This is a genomic window from Pseudomonas sp. zfem003 (genome assembly GCF_032621675.1).
Taxonomy (GTDB): domain Bacteria; phylum Pseudomonadota; class Gammaproteobacteria; order Pseudomonadales; family Pseudomonadaceae; genus Metapseudomonas; species Metapseudomonas otitidis.
The window spans coordinates 72,755-88,348 of sequence record NZ_JAVYJG010000015.1; the positions used below are offsets into that span (position 1 = coordinate 72,755).

A 15,594-nucleotide genomic window follows, 5' to 3' on the forward strand; every position below is an offset into this window, starting at 1 on the left:
GCGTGCCTTTATCGGCTGTGTGATCATCGCGCGGTTTGATCACGGTGAGGGTGGGTGATGAGTGACGAGCCGAGTTTCGTCTGGACCTGGTACGGGCAGGACGAGCACGCCTGGGTGCTGGCCAGTTGCAAGGTAATGCAGTGCCTGGAGTTCCTCGCCCTGGAGGCGCCCGAGCAAGCAGTGCGGATCTGCGGGTGCCCCGGTTGCGAAACCTGGTCGGGCAAAGTGCTGCCCCTGCATGGCTGGCTCAAGGCGTGTCCGGGGTCTCAGGTGCCGCAGTTCCGCGACGCACTGCAGAAGGTTTGGGCGCTTTGCAACGAACTGCCTGACGCTGCGCTGGGTTGCTATGAACATGACATCTACCACTGCGAGGAATGGGAGGCCGTGCGTTTAGCAGCGCGGGCCGCTCTTGCAGCCGGGGGGTGGGACAGCGTGCGCGAGCATATCGAGGGCATCACGACGACCTGTAACCGTCACCTGTTGCCCTGGGGTCATCGCCCAGCATAAAAAAACCGCCCCGGAGGGCGGTTTCTTCAACGCGGTGCGCTGTGCTTACAGGCCGTTCTTGGCCTTGTACTCGCGGCGACGGCGGTGCAGTACCGGCTCGGTGTAGCCGTTGGGCTGCCGGGTGCCTTCGACCACCAGTTCCAGGGCGGCCTGGAAGGCGACGTTGTCGTCGAAGTTCGGCGCCATCGGGCGGTAGAGCGGGTCGCTGGCGTTCTGGCGGTCCACCACGGCGGCCATGCGCTTGAGGCTTTCCTCGACCTGCTCGCGGGTGATCACGCCGTGGCGCAGCCAGTTGGCCAGCAGCTGGCTGGAGATGCGCAGGGTGGCGCGGTCTTCCATCAGGCCGACGTCGTTGATGTCCGGCACCTTGGAGCAGCCGACGCCCTGGTCGATCCAGCGGACCACGTAGCCGAGGATGCCCTGGGCGTTGTTGTCCACTTCGTTCTTGATCTCCTCGGCGGTCCAGTCGGTGCTGGGAGCCAGGGGGATGGTCAGGATGTCGTCCACGGAGGCCTGGGTGCGCTTGGCCAGCTCGGCCTGGCGGGCGAACACGTCGACCTTGTGGTAGTGCAGCGCGTGCAGGGTGGCGGCGGTGGGCGAGGGGACCCAGGCGGTGTTGGCGCCGGAGAGCGGGTGGCCGATCTTCTGCTCCACCATCGCGGCCATCAGGTCCGGCATGGCCCACATGCCCTTGCCGATCTGCGCGCGGCCTTGCAGGCCGGTGGCCAGGCCGACGTCGACGTTGTTGTTCTCGTAGGAGCCGATCCACTTCTCGCTCTTCATGGCGGCCTTGCGCACCATGGCGCCGGCTTCCATGGAGGTGTGGATTTCGTCACCGGTGCGGTCGAGGAAGCCGGTGTTGATGAACACCACGCGCTCGGCGGCGGCCTTGATGCAGGCCTTCAGGTTGACGGTGGTGCGGCGCTCCTCGTCCATGATGCCGACCTTGAGGGTGTTGCGCGGCATGCCCAGCACGTCTTCGACGCGGCTGAAGATCTCGGTGGCGAAGGCGACTTCCTCCGGACCGTGCATCTTCGGCTTGACGATATAGACCGAGCCGGTGCGGGTGTTTTTGCGGCTGGTGTTGCCGTTGAGGTTGTGCAGGGCGATGAGGCTGGTGAACAGCGCGTCCTGGATGCCCTCGGGCACTTCGTTGCCAGCGGCGTCGAGGATGGCCGGGTTGGTCATCAGGTGGCCGACGTTGCGCACGAACAGCAGGCTGCGGCCGTGCAGGGTCAGCTCGGAACCGTCGGCCTGGGTGTAGACGCGGTCGGGGTTCATGGTGCGGGTGAAGGTCTGGCCGCCCTTGCTGACTTCCTCGGCGAGGTCGCCTTTCATCAGGCCCAGCCAGTTGCGGTAGACGACGGTCTTGTCGTCGGCGTCGACGGCGGCGACGGAGTCCTCGCAGTCCATGATGGTGGTCAGGGCGGCTTCCATCAGCACGTCCTTGACGCCAGCGGCATCGGTCTGGCCGATGGGGCTGGTGGGGTCGATCTGGATCTCGAAGTGCAGGCCGTTGTGCTTGAGCAGCACGGCGGCAGGCTTGGCAGCGTCACCCTGGAAGGCGATGAACTGCGCGGCGTTCTTCAGGCCGGTCTCGCTGCCGTTCTTCAGGCTCACGGCGAGCTGGCCGTTCTTGACGGTGTAGGCGGTGGCGTCGACGTGGGAGCCGGACTCCAGCGGCGCGGCTTCGTCGAGGAAGGCGCGGGCGTAGGCGATGACCAGGTCACCCCGGACCTTGTTGTAGCCCTTGCCCTTCTCGGCGCCGTTGGCTTCGCTGATCACGTCGGTGCCGTAGAGCGCGTCGTACAGCGAGCCCCAGCGGGCGTTGGCGGCGTTCAGGGCGAAGCGGGCGTTCATCACCGGCACCACCAGCTGCGGGCCGGCCATGCGGGCGATTTCTTCGTCGACGTTCTGGGTGCTGGCCTGGAAGTCGGCCGGTTCGGGCAGCAGGTAGCCGATTTCCTGCAGGAAGGCCTTGTAGGCCGCGGCGTCGTGTGCCTGGCCGGCACGGGCCTGGTGCCAGGCGTCGATCTTGGCCTGCAGTTCGTCGCGTTTGGCGAGCAGGGCTTTGTTCTTCGGCGCGAGGTCGTTGATGACCTTCTCCGCACCGGCCCAGAACGCGTCGGCAGCGATGCCGGTTCCGGGGATGGCTTCGTTGTTCACGAAGTCGAACAGGACTTTGGCGACCTGCAGGCCACCGACTTGAACGCGCTCAGTCATTGCTTGCCTCACTCTGCTCAATATCCGCTCTGGACCGTGCCTGAAAGCTTGTAGTCCGAGCCGCGGCATACTACATGAACCCGTCACAAAAAACAGGGTCGGGCGTCGCTATGCGACCGAAAAACCACTTACGGTCACTGCGGGGCAAGAATGTTCTCAAAAAACCGATAGATTGTTCCAGATAAATCTTCAAACCGTACACGATCACGATTTTCGCGGCGCTGCGACCCGGCGTCGCAGCATCTGACAGCGCCATCAGCCACTACCTTCAGCTCTTTTCTATACTGCCTCCACTACAAAAAAAGGAGCCCCACCATGACGGTACGCGCTGCGACCGCCGCTGACCTGGATGAGCTGAGCCAGTTGTTCAGTGGTTACCTGGACTTCTACCGGGTGCCCCGCCCGCTGCAGGAGATCCGCCACTTCCTCGGCGAGCGCCTGGAACGCGGCGATTCGGTGATCCTCATCGACCGCGACGAATCCGGGCATGCCCAGGGGTTCGTCCAGCTCTATCCCTTCATGTCCTCCCTGGCGTTGGCGCCGGCCTGGTTGCTCAGTGACCTGTTCGTTGCCCCTTCGGCGCGCCGCCTGGGGGTGGGCGAACGGCTGATGAACGCCGCCCGTGCCCATGGCGAGGCCACCGGCGCCTGCGGCCTGCAGCTGGAAACCGCGCGGACCAACCTGGCCGGGCAGGCGCTCTACGAGCGGCTCGGCTACGTGCGGGACGAGGTGTACCTGACCTACTGGCTGAGCCTGGATCGCCGCTGAGCGACCCCGCACCAAGGAGACCGATATGCACCATCTCGTACTCACCGTGATCGCCGCCGACCAGCCCGGGCTGGTGGAGCGCATCGCCCAGTGCATCGCCACCCACGGCGGCAACTGGCTGGAAAGCCGCATGGCTCGGATGGCCGGGCAGTTCGCCGGCATCCTGCGGGTGGCCGTGCCCGCCGAGGGCCAGGGCAAGCTGGTGGCGGGCCTGCAGGGGCTGGAGACGCACGGCATCCGCGTGATGCTGGCGGACAGTGGCACCGAGCCGGCCAGCGGCTGGCAGACCATCCACCTGGAGCTGGTGGGCAACGACCGCCCCGGCATCGTCCGTGACATCACCCACCTGCTGTCCCGCCACGGGGTCAACCTGGAGCAGTTGCAGACCGAGGTGGTGCCGGCGCCCATGAGTAGCGAGCCGCTGTTCCGCGCCGAGGCCACCCTGGCCGTGCCCCTGGCGCTGTCGCTGGATGACCTGCAGGCGCAGCTGGAAACCCTGGCCGACGACCTGATGGTGGAGCTGACGCTCAACGCCGACGCTTGAGGCTTACCCACGGAAAACCGGGGCAAGCCTGTGGACAAGTTGGAGATGCTCCGCCGCAGGCCTTGCCGGGCGTGGACTGCAGGCGGCTGGTCGGAAACTGGTCAGCTCGCCGGGCTTGTGCACATCCGCCGTGGACGGGCCTGTGGATAAGCTCGGGATCGACGGCTGCAGCCCTCGCCAGCAGCGGCGTGCAGTCCATCGTTCACTTATTGCTCAACCCTGGTTGCGGCGCAGGGTCATCCAGGCATCGACGCTGTAGATCGCCAGGCCGGCCCAGATGCAGCAGAAGGCCACCAGCTTGTTCGGGTCGAAGTGCTCACCGAACAGGAAGATCGCCTGCAGCATCACCAGGGTCGGCGCCAGGTACTGCAGGAAGCCCAGGGTGGTGTAGGGCAAGTGGCGGGCGGCGGCGTTGAAGCACACCAGCGGCACCAGGGTCACCGGGCCGGCGGCCACCAGCCAGAGGGCCTGCGGGTCGCTCCAGAACCCCGCCTGGCCGGTGCTGGCCTCCGGGTGCAGCAAGAGCCAGCCCAGGGCCAGCGGCAGCAGCAGCCAGGTCTCCACCACCAGGCCCGGCAGCGCAGCCACCGGGGCCTGCTTACGGATCAGCCCATAGAAACCGAAGGTCAGGGCCAGGGTCAGCGACACCCAGGGCAGCGCGCCCACCTGCCAGATCTGCTGGGCCACGCCCAGCGCCGCCAGGCCCACCGCCAGCCACTGCAGGCGGCGCAGGCGCTCGCCGAGCAGGAGCATGCCCAGCAGCACGTTCACCAGCGGGTTGATGTAGTAGCCCAGGCTCGCCTCCAGCATCCGGCCGTTGTTCACCGCCCAGACGTAGACCAGCCAGTTGCTGGCGATCAGCAACCCGCTGGCGCCGAGGATGGCGAAGCGACGCGGGTTCTCGCGCAGCTCCCGCCACCAGCCCGGGTGCTTCCACACCGCCAGCAGCAAGGCGCCGAACAGGGCGGACCAGATGGCCCGGTGGGTGATGATCTCCAGGGCGGGAATGCGCTCGAGCAGCTTGAAGTAGATCGGGAAGAGTCCCCAGATGACATAGGCAGTCAGGCCCAGGGCATAGCCCCGGCGGGGATTGGCGGTGGCCATCAGGCGTCCTTGGTTCGGCAGGTAGAAGGAAGCGCGCCATTTTAGGGCGCGCGCTGGCGCTTGTCTGTGACGTTGCGGTCGGCACCGGGTTCCGTGGCGGCATGGGAGGGCGGTCGCGGCAATGCTGCCCGGCGGCTGGCACACTGCACGCCGGTTTCCCAAGGAGTGCGCCATGACCGTCGTCGAACGCTACCTGCAAGGCCTGGAGCAGGCCCTGCCCCCCGAGTCCCGTCAGCGCCTGGGCCAGGCCCTGGGGGCCACGCCCGCCCAGCTGGAGGCGCTGCGTGCGGCCTATCCCCAGGTGCCCGACAGCCTGCTGGCGCTGCTCCGGCGCATCAACGGCACCTACTGGCAGGACCACGGCGGGGTCATGCTGCAGGAGCTGATTCTCGGCTCGGACGTGTTCGAGTACCCCTATTACCTGCTCTCGGTGGAGCAGATGCTCGCCGAGCGTCGCCGTACCGACAGCATCCTCCAGGTCTACGACGGCTACCTGGATGAGTTTCCGGAGCTGATCGGCGCCGGCATCGACCCGGCGCTGCCGATGGATCGCCGCCTGTGCTTTTCCCACTGCATGAACAACGGCGGCACCTCGTTGCTGTACCTGGACTTCGACCCGGCGCCGGGCGGTACGGTGGGGCAGGTCGTGCGCTTCCTGCACGACCCCGATTCCTACGCGGTGATCGCGCCGAGCTTCGAGCGCTACCTCGAACAATTGATGGAGGACGACTACGCCTTCGTCTTCGACGAGGACGAGTGAGCCCCTCAGAACAGCCTGAGCGGCTCCTCGTCCAGGGCCGCCAGTTGCTCGCGCAGGGTGAGCACCTGGTCGCCCCAGTAGCGTTCGCTGCCGAACCAGGAGAAATGCATGGGGAAGGCCGGGTCGTCCCAGCGGCGGGCGATCCAGGCGCTGTGGTGCATCAGGCGCAGGGCCCGCAGGCCTTCGATCAGCGGCAGCTCGCGGGGGTCGAAGTCGTGGAACTCCTGGTAGCCGTCCATCAACTCGGAGAGCTGCCCCAACCGCTCCTGGCGTTCGCCGGCCAGCATCATCCACAGGTCCTGCACGGCGGGGCCCATGCGGCAGTCGTCCAGGTCGACGACGTGGAAAACCTCGTCGCGGTACAGCAGGTTGCCCGGGTGGCAGTCGCCATGCAGGCGGATGGGGCTGTAGCGCACCTCGGCGAACAGTTTGTCGAGGCGCTTCAGCAGGTCGCGGGCCACCGATTCGTAGGCCGGCAGCAGGCCCTTGGGGATGAAGCCACCTTCCAGCAGCGTCTGCAGCGAGGCGTGGCCGAAGTTATCCACAGCCAGCTGCTCGCGGTGCTGGAACGACCGGGTCGCGCCCACGGCGTGCAGGCGGCCGAGCAGCTGGCCGAGACGGTAGAGCTGGTCGAGGTTGCCCGGCTCCGGGGCGCGGCCGCCGCGACGGGGGAACAGGGCGAAGCGGTAGCCGGCGTGCTCGAACAGCGTCTCGCCCTCGCAGCGCAGGGGCGCCACCACCGGCACTTCGTGTTCCTCCAGCTCCAGGGTGAAGGCGTGCTCCTCGCGGATCGCGGCGTCGGTCCAGCGCTCGGGCCGGTAGAACTTGGCGATGAGGGGCGCGCTGTCCTCGATCCCCACCTGGTACACGCGGTTCTCGTAGCTGTTCAGCGCCAGTACCCGGGCATCGCTGAGGTAGCCCAGGCTCTCCACGGCATCCAGGACCAGGTCGGGGGTGAGGGCGTCGAAGGGATGGGACATGGGGCGGCTCCAGCGGATGGGCGCACAGTCTAGCGGGTCGCGCGCCGGCCTGCCGAAACCGCCGAGCTAGAGTGCCGTGCCCAGCAGCACCTGGCCGGGGTCGAACAGCACCCGCGCCAGCTGGCCGGGCTGCAGGCCGTCGGCGGCGAGGCGGGTCGGTTCGGCCAGGGCGCAGAGGGTCTGGCCGCTGCCCAGGGCAATGCGCACCTCGCTGGGGCCTTCCGCGTCGGGGACGATGGCCTCGATCCGGCCTTCCAGGGCGTTCAGGTGGGCATCCACGGGCGCATGCAGCGGGCGCACCTCCAGCCAGCCGGCCTTCATCAGCGCGACCACGCCGACGCCCAGGGCCAGCTCCAGCTTCTCGGTGCTGTCGTGGGTGATCTGCGCCTTCAGCCGGGCGCCACCGGGCAGTTCCATCTCCACCAGGTCGTTGCGGCCGTGGGCCTGCAGGCCGACCACCTTGCCGCTGAGCTGGTTGCGCGCACTGGTGCGCAGCATCAGGCGGCCCAGGCGCTCCAGATCCTGTTCGTGCTCGGCGCTTTCCACCAGGCGTGCCTGCAGGCTTTCCAGGCGCTTGAACAGCGCCAGCAGGCGCTCACCCTCGGCGGACAGGCGTGCGCCGCCGCCGCCCTTGCCCCCCACGCTGCGCTCCACCAGCGGCTTTTCGGCGAGGTTGTTGAGCTCGTCGATGGCATCCCAGGCGGCCTTGTAGCTGAGGCCGGCGGCCTTGGCGGCGCGGGTGATGGAGCCCTGGATGGCGATCTGCTCCAGCAGCGCCATGCGCTGGGGGCGGCGGGTCAGTTGCTGGGTGAGGGGGATCAGCTGGCTCATGGTGGTCGGGGCCCGGTGGACATGGCGCGCAGGCTGAGTGAGCGGGGCGCGGTCGTCAAGCGCCCGTCAGGGCACGCTGCCCGGCTTGGGCGTGCGGGCCAGGCAGTAGACGTCCACCCGTGCGGCACCGGCGCGCTTGAGCAGGCGGGCGAGGGCGTGGGCGGTGGTGCCGGTGGTCAGCACGTCGTCCACCAGGGCCAGGTGCAGCCCGGCGGGGCGCGCACGGGGTGCCAGGGCAAAGGCCCGGCGCAGGTTGCGTCGCCGGGTGGCAGCATCCAGCCCTTGCTGGGCCGGGGTGTCCTGGGTGCGCAGCAGCCAGCCGGCCTCCACCTTCAGGCGCAGCGAGCGGCCGAGCCAGTCGGCGAGCATCTGCGCCTGGTTGAAACCCCGCGCCCGCTGGCGTGCCCGTGCCAGGGGCACCGGCAGCAGCAGGTCCGGCAGCGCTTGCCGGGTGTGCCGCAGGTGGTCGGCGAACAGCTCCGCCAGCAGGCGCCCGGCAGGCCAGTCGGCACGGTGCTTGAAGCGGGTGACCAGAGCGTCGAGGGGGAAACCGTAGCGCCAGGGCATGCAGGCGCTGTCGAAGGCCGGTGGCCGCCGCTGGCATTCGCCGCAGAGCAGCCCGTCGGCCGGCAGGGGCAGGGCGCACTGGCGGCAATGGCCGGCCAGCCAGGGCAGGTCGAGCAGGCAGCCGGGGCAGATGGGGTGGACGTCATCGCCCTCCAGGGTGGCCAGGCACAGCTGGCAGCGGGCCTGGCTGCGCGCCAGGCGGCGAAGCCGGTGGAGGAGTCCGTCCATGGTGGTCCTGCGGGGTCAGTGGATGAGCCAGCTCATCACCACCAGGCCGAGCAGGGTGAGGATGAGGCCGCTGATGATGCCCTTCCTCGCCAGGGCGCGGATGCCGGACACCAGCAGCATCAGTCCGATGAACAGTACGACGAAGCTGAACAGCGAGGTATCCATTCCGATGGCCCGTGCCAGGCCGTGGAAAAAGTCGTCCATCGCCGACCAGATGCCGCCGAGCAACCCGGAGAGCAGGTCGACGATGAAGCGGATGGCGCGGCCCAGCACCTCGCCGAGCCAACCGAAGAAACCTTCTGTGCCCATGGTGGATCCTTGCGTGGGGGATTCGGCCATTGGATTCGTGGCGGCGACGGGGGTTCAGCGTCGCGGGCTGTTCACCTGCGGCGCCAGGAAGGAATGCCGGAAGTACTCGCGGAATGCCTGCATCGGTTCATTGAAGACGCGGTCCCGGCGCCAGGCGAGCCCGACGCTCATCGACGGCACCGCGTCGGTCAGCGACAGGGTTTCGATGCGCCGTCCCTCCAGGGACCAGGGGCGGTAGACCAGGTCGGACAGGATGGCGACGCCCGAGCCGTTGGCCACCATGCTGCGAACCGCCTCCACCGAGCTGGTGCGGAGGATCACGTTGGGGCGGAATTCAGTGGCTTCCCAGTAGCGCAGGGCGGTCTGGTCCGCCTCGTCCACGGTCAGCAGGATGAAGGGCTCGGGGGCCACGTCGGCGAGCCCGACGGAGACCCGTTCGCTGAGCGGGTGGCGGTTCGGCAGCCAAAGGCGCCGTTCGGAGCTGAACAGGGTCTCGGCGGCGATGTCCGGGTGGCGCAGGTTGGCGGTCAGCACCACCGCCATGTCCAGCGAGCCGTCCAGCAGGCCGCGCTCGATGGCCTGGCGCTCCTGCTCGTGGAGGTCGAGCCGGATGCCCGGGTACCACTGCGCCATGCGCTGCAGGTGGTAGGGCAGGAAGTAGCCCATCACCGTGTAGCTGGCGGCCACCTTCAGGCTGCCTTCGAGGCTGGTGTCCGGCAGTGGGCTCTTCAGGGCGTCCTCCACGCTGCGCTGGATCGAGTAGGCGTGGTTGAGGAAGTGCCGGCCGCTGTCGGTGAGGGTCATGCCCTGGGGGGAACGGATGAACAGGCTGACGCCGAGCAGGCTCTCCAGCTCCTGGATGGCACTGGTGACGGCCGACTGCGAGATGTTCAGGTGGATCGCCGCCTGGGATATCTGCCCGACTTCGGCGGTGGCGATGAAGTAGCGCACCTGGCGCAGGGTGAATGACATGGGAACGCCCTTGGGTATCGATTTTTCAGATATCAGTCTATCGAATAATAGATCTTCCCAATGCCTCGTCCCCGCTCTTAACGTCTCGCCATCGATAGTCGAGCGCACGAGGAGAGCAGCGGATGATCGAGGTCGACCTCAATTCGGACCTGGGCGAGGGTTTCGGGCCCTGGACCATCGGCGATGGTGTTGATGCCCAGCTGATGCCCCTGATCAGCAGCGCCAACATTGCCACCGGCTTCCACGCCGGTGACCCCAACATCATGTCGCGCACCGTCGAGCTGGCGAAGCAGCATGGCGTCGGGATCGGGGCTCACCCCGGCTTTCGCGACCTGGTGGGGTTCGGTCGCCGGCACATCGCGGCGCCTGCGACCGAACTGGTCAACGACATGCTCTACCAGCTGGGCGCGCTGCGGGAGTTCGCCCGCCTTCACGGGCTGGCGTTGCAGCACATCAAGCCCCATGGCGCGCTCTACATGCACCTGGCCCGCGACGAGGAGGCGGCTCGCCTGTTCGTCGAGACCTTGCAGCGCGTGGACCCGACCCTGTTGCTGTTCTGCATGGACGGTTCGGCCACCTGTCGCTGGGCCGAGGCCCTGGGCCAGCCGGTGGTGCGTGAGTTCTATGCCGACCGCGAGTACGACGTGACCGGCTCCATCGTGTTCATCCGCCGGGTCACCGCGTGGGACCCGGACCAGGTGGCGGAGAAGGTCCTGCGCGCCTGCCGCGAAGGGCAGGTGCGGACGGTGAATGGCCAGGACATCCCGATCCGCTTCGATTCGATCTGCATCCACAGCGACACACCCGGCGCCCTGGCGCTGGTCCAGCGCACCCGGGAGCGCCTGGCCGCTGCCGGGATCGCTGTACGCGCGCCCCGCTGAACCCCTGCCAACGCCTGCCCAGACAATGACGACAAGAGGAAAAGACATGGCTGAACATCAGGTACTTTCGCCGCTTCCCGGCACCTTCTATCGCAAGCCCGCCCCCGATGCCGCCGACTACGTGCGTGTCGGCGAGCGTGTTGACGTGGGAACCGTGCTGGGGCTGGTGGAGGTGATGAAGCAGTTCTCGGAGTTGACCGCCGAGGTTGCCGGCACGCTCGTCGCCTTTCACGTGGACGACGGTGATCCGGTAGAGCCTGGCCAGTTGCTGGCCGTGATCCAGAGCGACGACTGAGGAGGCTGGCCGATGACCGGTTCGATCCGAAAATTGCTGGTGGCCAACCGCGGCGAGATTGCCGTGCGCATCATCCGTGCGGCTCAGGGCCTGGGCATTCCCACCGTGGCAGCGTGCAGCGAGGCGGATGTCGATGCCTTGCCGGCCCGGCTGGCCGATGAGGTCCGGGTGATCGGCCCGGCGCGAGCCGACCGCAGTTACCTGAACGGCGAGGCGCTGATCGCAGCGGCCCTGGACAGCGGCGCCGATGCCATCCACCCCGGCTATGGCTTTCTCTCGGAGAACGCCGCGTTCGCCCAGGCCGTGACCGAGGCCGGCCTGGTCTTCGTCGGCCCCGACGCCGCGACGATCCGCCAGATGGGCGACAAGGCCGAGGCCCGGCGCACCGCCAAGGCCGCTGGCGTGCCGGTGGTACCCGGCTCGCCCGGCGAGCTGGACAGCCTCGAGGCGGCACTCGCCTGCGCCGTCGAGGTGGGTTATCCGTTGCTGATCAAGGCGTCGGCCGGTGGCGGTGGACGAGGCATCCGCATCGCCCACGATGCAGAAGAGCTTGCCCGCGAGTTTCCGCTGGCCCAGCGCGAGGCCCAGGCGGCCTTCGGCTCGGGCGCTGTGTACCTGGAGCGCTTCATCCGCCAGGCGCGGCACATCGAGGTGCAGGTGCTGGGGGATGGTCAGCACGCCGTGCACCTGTTCGAGCGCGAGTGCTCCCTGCAGCGTCGTCGGCAGAAGGTCTTCGAGGAGGCGCCGTCCCCGGCGCTCAGCGAGGCCCAGCGTGCGGCCCTGTGTGAAAGCGCGGTGCGCCTGGCCCGGCAGATCGGCTATCGCGGTGCCGGGACCCTGGAATACCTCTTCGATGCGGTGAGCGGCGAGTTCTTCTTCATCGAGATGAACACCCGCATCCAGGTGGAGCACCCCGTGACCGAGATGGTGACCGGGGTGGACCTGGTGCAGTGGATGCTGCGTATCGCCGGCGGCGAGCCGCTGTCCCTGTCCCAGGCGGAGATCCGCCTGCAGGGCGCCGCCCTGGAGATGCGCATCAATGCCGAAGACCCGGCCCGCAACTTCTTCCCCAGCCCCGGCGTGGTGCAGTCGCTGAGCTGGCCGCAGGTGGAGGGCGTGCGCGTGGACAGCCATCTCTTCGAGGGCTACCGAGTGCCCGCCTACTACGACTCGCTGCTGGCCAAGGTGGTGGTTCAGGGCGCCGACCGCAACGAGGCGTTCGCCCGTGCCGAGCAGGCGCTGGCGGCGACCCGCCTGACCGGGATGGCCACCACCCTGCCGCTGCATCGACTGCTGCTGGCGGACGCCGCCGTACGCGACGGGCAGTTCGATACCGGCACCCTGGAACCCTGGCTCGTCGAGCGTGCCGCCCTGCTGGCCGCTGCCGTGGAGGTCCCCCATGAACACTGAAGCCGTGCGCTACAGCTTCGGCGGAGATGAACACCTGTTCGCCGAAGTGTCCGAATCCATGTCCCTGCCGGCATTCTTCCGTGGCATGGCTATTACCCGCGCCCTGGAGCGCGAGGCCCTGCCCGGGGTGCTGGACATCTGCCTGGCCAACGCCTCGTTCCAGGTGCGCTTCAACCCGGATGTGATTGCGCCGGAGGCGCTGCTGGAGCGGGTCCGGCAACTGGAGGCCCAGGCTGTTGCCGAACGCCGCCTGGAGACCCGCATCATCGAGATTCCGGTGCTCTACAACGACCCGTGGACGGCGGAAACCCTGATGCGATTCCGCGATCGCCACCAGGACCCGGCGTCCACCGACCTGGAATACGCCGCGCGCATCAATGGCTATGCCGACGTCCAGGCCTTCATCGAGGCCCACAGCGGCGCGCCCTGGTTCGTCTCCATGGTCGGCTTCGTCGCCGGGCTGCCCTTCATGTACCAGATGGTGGAGCGCGACCGGCAGTTGCAGGTGCCCAAGTATCTGCGCCCGCGCACCGATACGCCCCGGCTCACCCTGGGCCACGGCGGTTGCTTCGGCTGCATCTACTCGGTGCGTGGGGCCGGTGGCTACCAGATGTTCGGTGTGACGCCCGCGCCCATCTACGACCCCGAGCAGCGCCTCGATTACCTGCGGGACTCCATGGTGTTCTTCCGCTCCGGCGACATCGTGCAGTTCAAGGCCATCGACCGCGACGCCTATGACCGGGCGTTGGCCGAGGTCGAGGCAGGAACCTTCAGCCTGCGCATCCGTCCGGTCACCTTCGACCTGGATGCGTTCATCCAGGACCCACGTGCGTGTACCCAGGCCCTGCAGGAGGTGCTCAATGATTAAGGTGCTGAAACCCGGGCTGGCGACATCGGTCCAGGATGCCGGTCGGGAAGGCCATTACCACCTGGGCATTCCACCCTCCGGCGCGCTCGACCAGTTCGCCCTGCGCGCCGCCAACCTGCTGGTGGGCAATGCGCCCACCGCCGCCTTGCTGGAGTGCACCCTGCTGGGGCCTCAACTGGAGTTCCAGCGTGACGCCCTGGTCGCCGTCTGCGGCGCGCGCATGACGCCGCGCCTCGACGGTGAGGAAATGCCCCTGGACGCCGCGTTCCGGGTGCGCGCCGGGCAGGTGCTGGGCTTCGACTACCTGAAGGCAGGGGCGCGGGGGTATCTGGCCATCGAGGGCGGCATTGCGGTGCCCGAGGTGCTCGGCAGCCGGTCCACCTATGGCCTCGGGGCGATTGGCGGCCTCGAAGGGCGGCGCCTGGCAGCCGGTGATCAGCTCCCCCTGGGGCCCGCATCGGGGCGTGGGCGCGAGGGCGTGACCCTGCCACGCTCGCTGCAGGACGAGGTCGGTGGCGAGATGACGCTGCGGGTGGTGCCGGGGCTTTATGTACACCGCCTGACGCCGCAGGCGCTGGAGCAGTTCTTCGCCGACACCTGGACGGTGGGCTCCGAGGCGGATCGCACCGGCTACCGCTTCAAGGGCGGGGCGCCGCTGGCGTTCGAGCCGCGCGAGCAGCCGTTCGGTGCCGGGTCCGATCCGTCGAACATCGTCGATGCCTGCTACCCCATCGGCTCCATCCAGGTGCCCGGCGGCCTGGAGCCCATCATCCTGCACCGCGACGCCGTTTCCGGCGGGGGCTATGCCACCATCGGCACGGTCATCAGCCCGGACCTGGATCGCATGGCGCAGATGCAGCCGAACCAGAAGGCGCGCTTCGTCGCCGTCGACCTCGAGGAAGCCCTGGCCATCCGGCGCCAGTACAACCAGCGGTTGGAGCGCTTGCAGCGGTTCGTCCTCGACTGATCCTTTCGGCCGCCCTCACCCGTGAACCGCCCCGATCCTTCGAGAGGGGCGGTTTTCGTTTGGTCATAAAATACACAGTTGTAAACCTGTGTCCCGAATCTGGTTGACAGCGTCGAACCCGAAATTAAGATGCCCCTTAGCCTGAACGCCCAGGCCCACCGGCCTGGGCCACTCCGACAAGAGGCGCCATCCAAGCGTCGTAGGAACCCTTCCCATGAGTGCAACCGCCGCCATCGCTACCCGCCACGACTGGACCCTCGCCGAGGTGAAGGCGCTGTTCCAGCAGCCGTTCAACGACCTGCTGTTCCAGGCCCAAACCGTGCACCGCGCGCACTTCGACCCGAACCGCGTTCAGGTCTCCACCCTGCTCTCCATCAAGACCGGCGCCTGCCCGGAAGACTGCAAGTACTGCCCGCAGTCCGGCCACTACAACACCGGCCTGGACAAGGAAAAGCTGATGGAGGTGCAGAAGGTGCTGGAGGCGGCCGCCGAGGCCAAGGCCATCGGCTCGACCCGCTTCTGCATGGGCGCGGCGTGGAAGCACCCCTCGGCCAAGGACATGCCCTACGTGCTGGAGATGGTGAAGGGCGTGAAGAAGCTCGGCCTGGAGACCTGCATGACCCTCGGCCGCCTGGACCAGGAGCAGACCCGGGCGCTGGCTGATGCCGGCCTGGACTACTACAACCACAACCTGGATACCTCGCCGGAGTTCTACGGCAACATCATCACCACCCGCACCTACAGCGAGCGCCTGCAGACCCTGGCCTACGTGCGCGAAGCGGGGATGAAGATCTGCTCCGGCGGCATCCTCGGCATGGGTGAGTCGCTGGACGACCGCGCCGGCCTGCTGATCCAGCTGGCCAACCTGCCGGAGCATCCCGAGTCGGTGCCGATCAACATGCTGGTGAAGGTCAAGGGTACGCCCCTGGCCGAGGAACAGGACGTCGACCCGTTCGACTTCATCCGCACCCTGGCGGTGGCGCGGATCATGATGCCCCAGTCCCACGTGCGGCTGTCTGCCGGGCGTGAGCAGATGAACGACCAGATGCAGGCCCTGGCCTTCATGGCCGGCGCCAACTCGATCTTCTACGGCGAGAAGCTGCTGACCACCGCCAACCCCCAGGCGGACAAGGACATGCAGCTGTTCGCCCGCCTCGGCATCAAGCCCGAGGAGCGCGAGGAACACGCCGACGAGGTGCACCAGGCCGCCATCGAGCAGGCCCTGGTGGAGCAGCGCGATTCGCAGCTGTTCTACAACGCCGCCTCGGCCTGACGTTCGCCCGGTGGCGGGTACTTGCGCCCGCCACCCCGTGCAACCCGATTCCCCGTAGGGCCGGTGCGCCGCCGTAGGCCGCCTGCCCACTGCCGGTGAGCCATTGC

Annotated in this window: 17 protein-coding genes; 10 read left to right on the forward strand and 7 right to left on the reverse strand. The window is 67.9% G+C overall.

The features are described 5' to 3' along the window. Window positions 1-57: 57 nt before the first annotated feature. The gene (locus RTK35_RS29415) at window positions 58-507 is read left to right on the forward strand and encodes a hypothetical protein (protein ID WP_308725860.1); all 450 of its coding nucleotides are present in this window, start codon (window positions 58-60) and stop codon (window positions 505-507) included. Between the two features lie 45 nt (window positions 508-552). On the opposite strand, the gene RTK35_RS29420 is transcribed toward RTK35_RS29415, so the two are convergent. Further along, a complete protein-coding gene (locus tag RTK35_RS29420) occupies window positions 553-2,730 on the reverse strand; it encodes a malate synthase G (protein WP_316909631.1) in 2,178 nt (725 codons plus the stop codon). 315 nt (window positions 2,731-3,045) lie between these two features. Between RTK35_RS29420 and RTK35_RS29425 the strand changes: the two genes are divergently transcribed. Together RTK35_RS29425 and RTK35_RS29430 are read left to right on the forward strand one after the other, a co-directional pair. Further along, a complete protein-coding gene (locus tag RTK35_RS29425; protein ID WP_074967354.1) occupies window positions 3,046-3,498 on the forward strand; it encodes a GNAT family N-acetyltransferase in 453 nt (150 codons plus the stop codon). A gap of 25 nt (window positions 3,499-3,523) precedes the next feature. Continuing rightward, entirely contained in the window at window positions 3,524-4,042 is a 519-nt protein-coding gene (locus RTK35_RS29430) for a glycine cleavage system protein R (RefSeq protein WP_044411880.1), read from the forward strand. Between the two features lie 213 nt (window positions 4,043-4,255). On the opposite strand, the gene rarD is transcribed toward RTK35_RS29430, so the two are convergent. Next, window positions 4,256-5,146 carry an EamA family transporter RarD gene (gene rarD / locus RTK35_RS29435; RefSeq protein WP_309040376.1) on the reverse strand — a complete coding sequence of 297 codons (891 nt, stop codon included), beginning with the start codon at window positions 5,144-5,146 and terminating at the stop codon, window positions 4,256-4,258. 172 nt (window positions 5,147-5,318) lie between these two features. Between rarD and RTK35_RS29440 the strand changes: the two genes are divergently transcribed. After that, on the forward strand, window positions 5,319-5,906 hold the full coding sequence (locus RTK35_RS29440) for an SMI1/KNR4 family protein (protein ID WP_316909632.1): 588 nt from the start codon (window positions 5,319-5,321) through the stop codon (window positions 5,904-5,906). Between the two features lie 5 nt (window positions 5,907-5,911). On the opposite strand, the gene RTK35_RS29445 is transcribed toward RTK35_RS29440, so the two are convergent. The 5 genes from RTK35_RS29445 to RTK35_RS29465 all read right to left on the reverse strand — a co-directional run bounded on the left by RTK35_RS29445 (window position 5,912) and on the right by RTK35_RS29465 (window position 9,793). After that, entirely contained in the window at window positions 5,912-6,886 is a 975-nt protein-coding gene (locus RTK35_RS29445; RefSeq protein WP_316909633.1) for a serine/threonine protein kinase, read from the reverse strand. A 66-nt stretch (window positions 6,887-6,952) separates the two neighbouring features. Then, a complete protein-coding gene (locus tag RTK35_RS29450) occupies window positions 6,953-7,717 on the reverse strand; it encodes a TOBE domain-containing protein (protein ID WP_172432424.1) in 765 nt (254 codons plus the stop codon). A gap of 66 nt (window positions 7,718-7,783) precedes the next feature. After that, on the reverse strand, window positions 7,784-8,512 hold the full coding sequence (locus tag RTK35_RS29455) for a ComF family protein (protein ID WP_236214058.1): 729 nt from the start codon (window positions 8,510-8,512) through the stop codon (window positions 7,784-7,786). 15 nt (window positions 8,513-8,527) lie between these two features. Then, on the reverse strand, window positions 8,528-8,821 hold the full coding sequence (locus RTK35_RS29460) for a hypothetical protein (RefSeq protein ID WP_142012672.1): 294 nt from the start codon (window positions 8,819-8,821) through the stop codon (window positions 8,528-8,530). 54 nt (window positions 8,822-8,875) lie between these two features. Continuing rightward, window positions 8,876-9,793 carry a LysR family transcriptional regulator gene (locus RTK35_RS29465; protein ID WP_044411895.1) on the reverse strand — a complete coding sequence of 306 codons (918 nt, stop codon included), beginning with the start codon at window positions 9,791-9,793 and terminating at the stop codon, window positions 8,876-8,878. 122 nt (window positions 9,794-9,915) lie between these two features. Here RTK35_RS29465 and RTK35_RS29470 point away from each other — a divergent pair, with 122 nt between their 5' ends. From RTK35_RS29470 to bioB, 6 genes are all read left to right on the forward strand, one after another. Next, the gene (locus tag RTK35_RS29470; RefSeq protein WP_044411897.1) at window positions 9,916-10,674 is read left to right on the forward strand and encodes a 5-oxoprolinase subunit PxpA; all 759 of its coding nucleotides are present in this window, start codon (window positions 9,916-9,918) and stop codon (window positions 10,672-10,674) included. A 46-nt stretch (window positions 10,675-10,720) separates the two neighbouring features. Beyond that, window positions 10,721-10,969: an acetyl-CoA carboxylase gene (locus RTK35_RS29475; RefSeq protein ID WP_222900809.1), complete on the forward strand. Its 249-nt coding sequence runs from the start codon at window positions 10,721-10,723 to the stop codon at window positions 10,967-10,969. A 12-nt stretch (window positions 10,970-10,981) separates the two neighbouring features. Next, window positions 10,982-12,379, forward strand: a complete 1,398-nt coding sequence (locus RTK35_RS29480) for an acetyl-CoA carboxylase biotin carboxylase subunit (RefSeq protein WP_316909634.1) — start codon at window positions 10,982-10,984, stop codon at window positions 12,377-12,379. After that, on the forward strand, window positions 12,369-13,247 hold the full coding sequence (locus tag RTK35_RS29485) for a 5-oxoprolinase subunit B family protein (RefSeq protein ID WP_172432430.1): 879 nt from the start codon (window positions 12,369-12,371) through the stop codon (window positions 13,245-13,247). The genes RTK35_RS29480 and RTK35_RS29485 overlap by 11 nt, the downstream gene beginning before the upstream one ends. Further along, window positions 13,240-14,214, forward strand: coding sequence for a biotin-dependent carboxyltransferase family protein (locus RTK35_RS29490; protein WP_316909635.1), 975 nt, complete (start codon window positions 13,240-13,242; stop codon window positions 14,212-14,214). Before RTK35_RS29485 ends, RTK35_RS29490 begins: the two co-directional genes overlap by 8 nt. Window positions 14,215-14,428: 214 nt before the next feature. Continuing rightward, on the forward strand, window positions 14,429-15,487 hold the full coding sequence (gene bioB / locus RTK35_RS29495; protein WP_142012659.1) for a biotin synthase BioB: 1,059 nt from the start codon (window positions 14,429-14,431) through the stop codon (window positions 15,485-15,487). Window positions 15,488-15,594 lie beyond the last annotated feature (107 nt).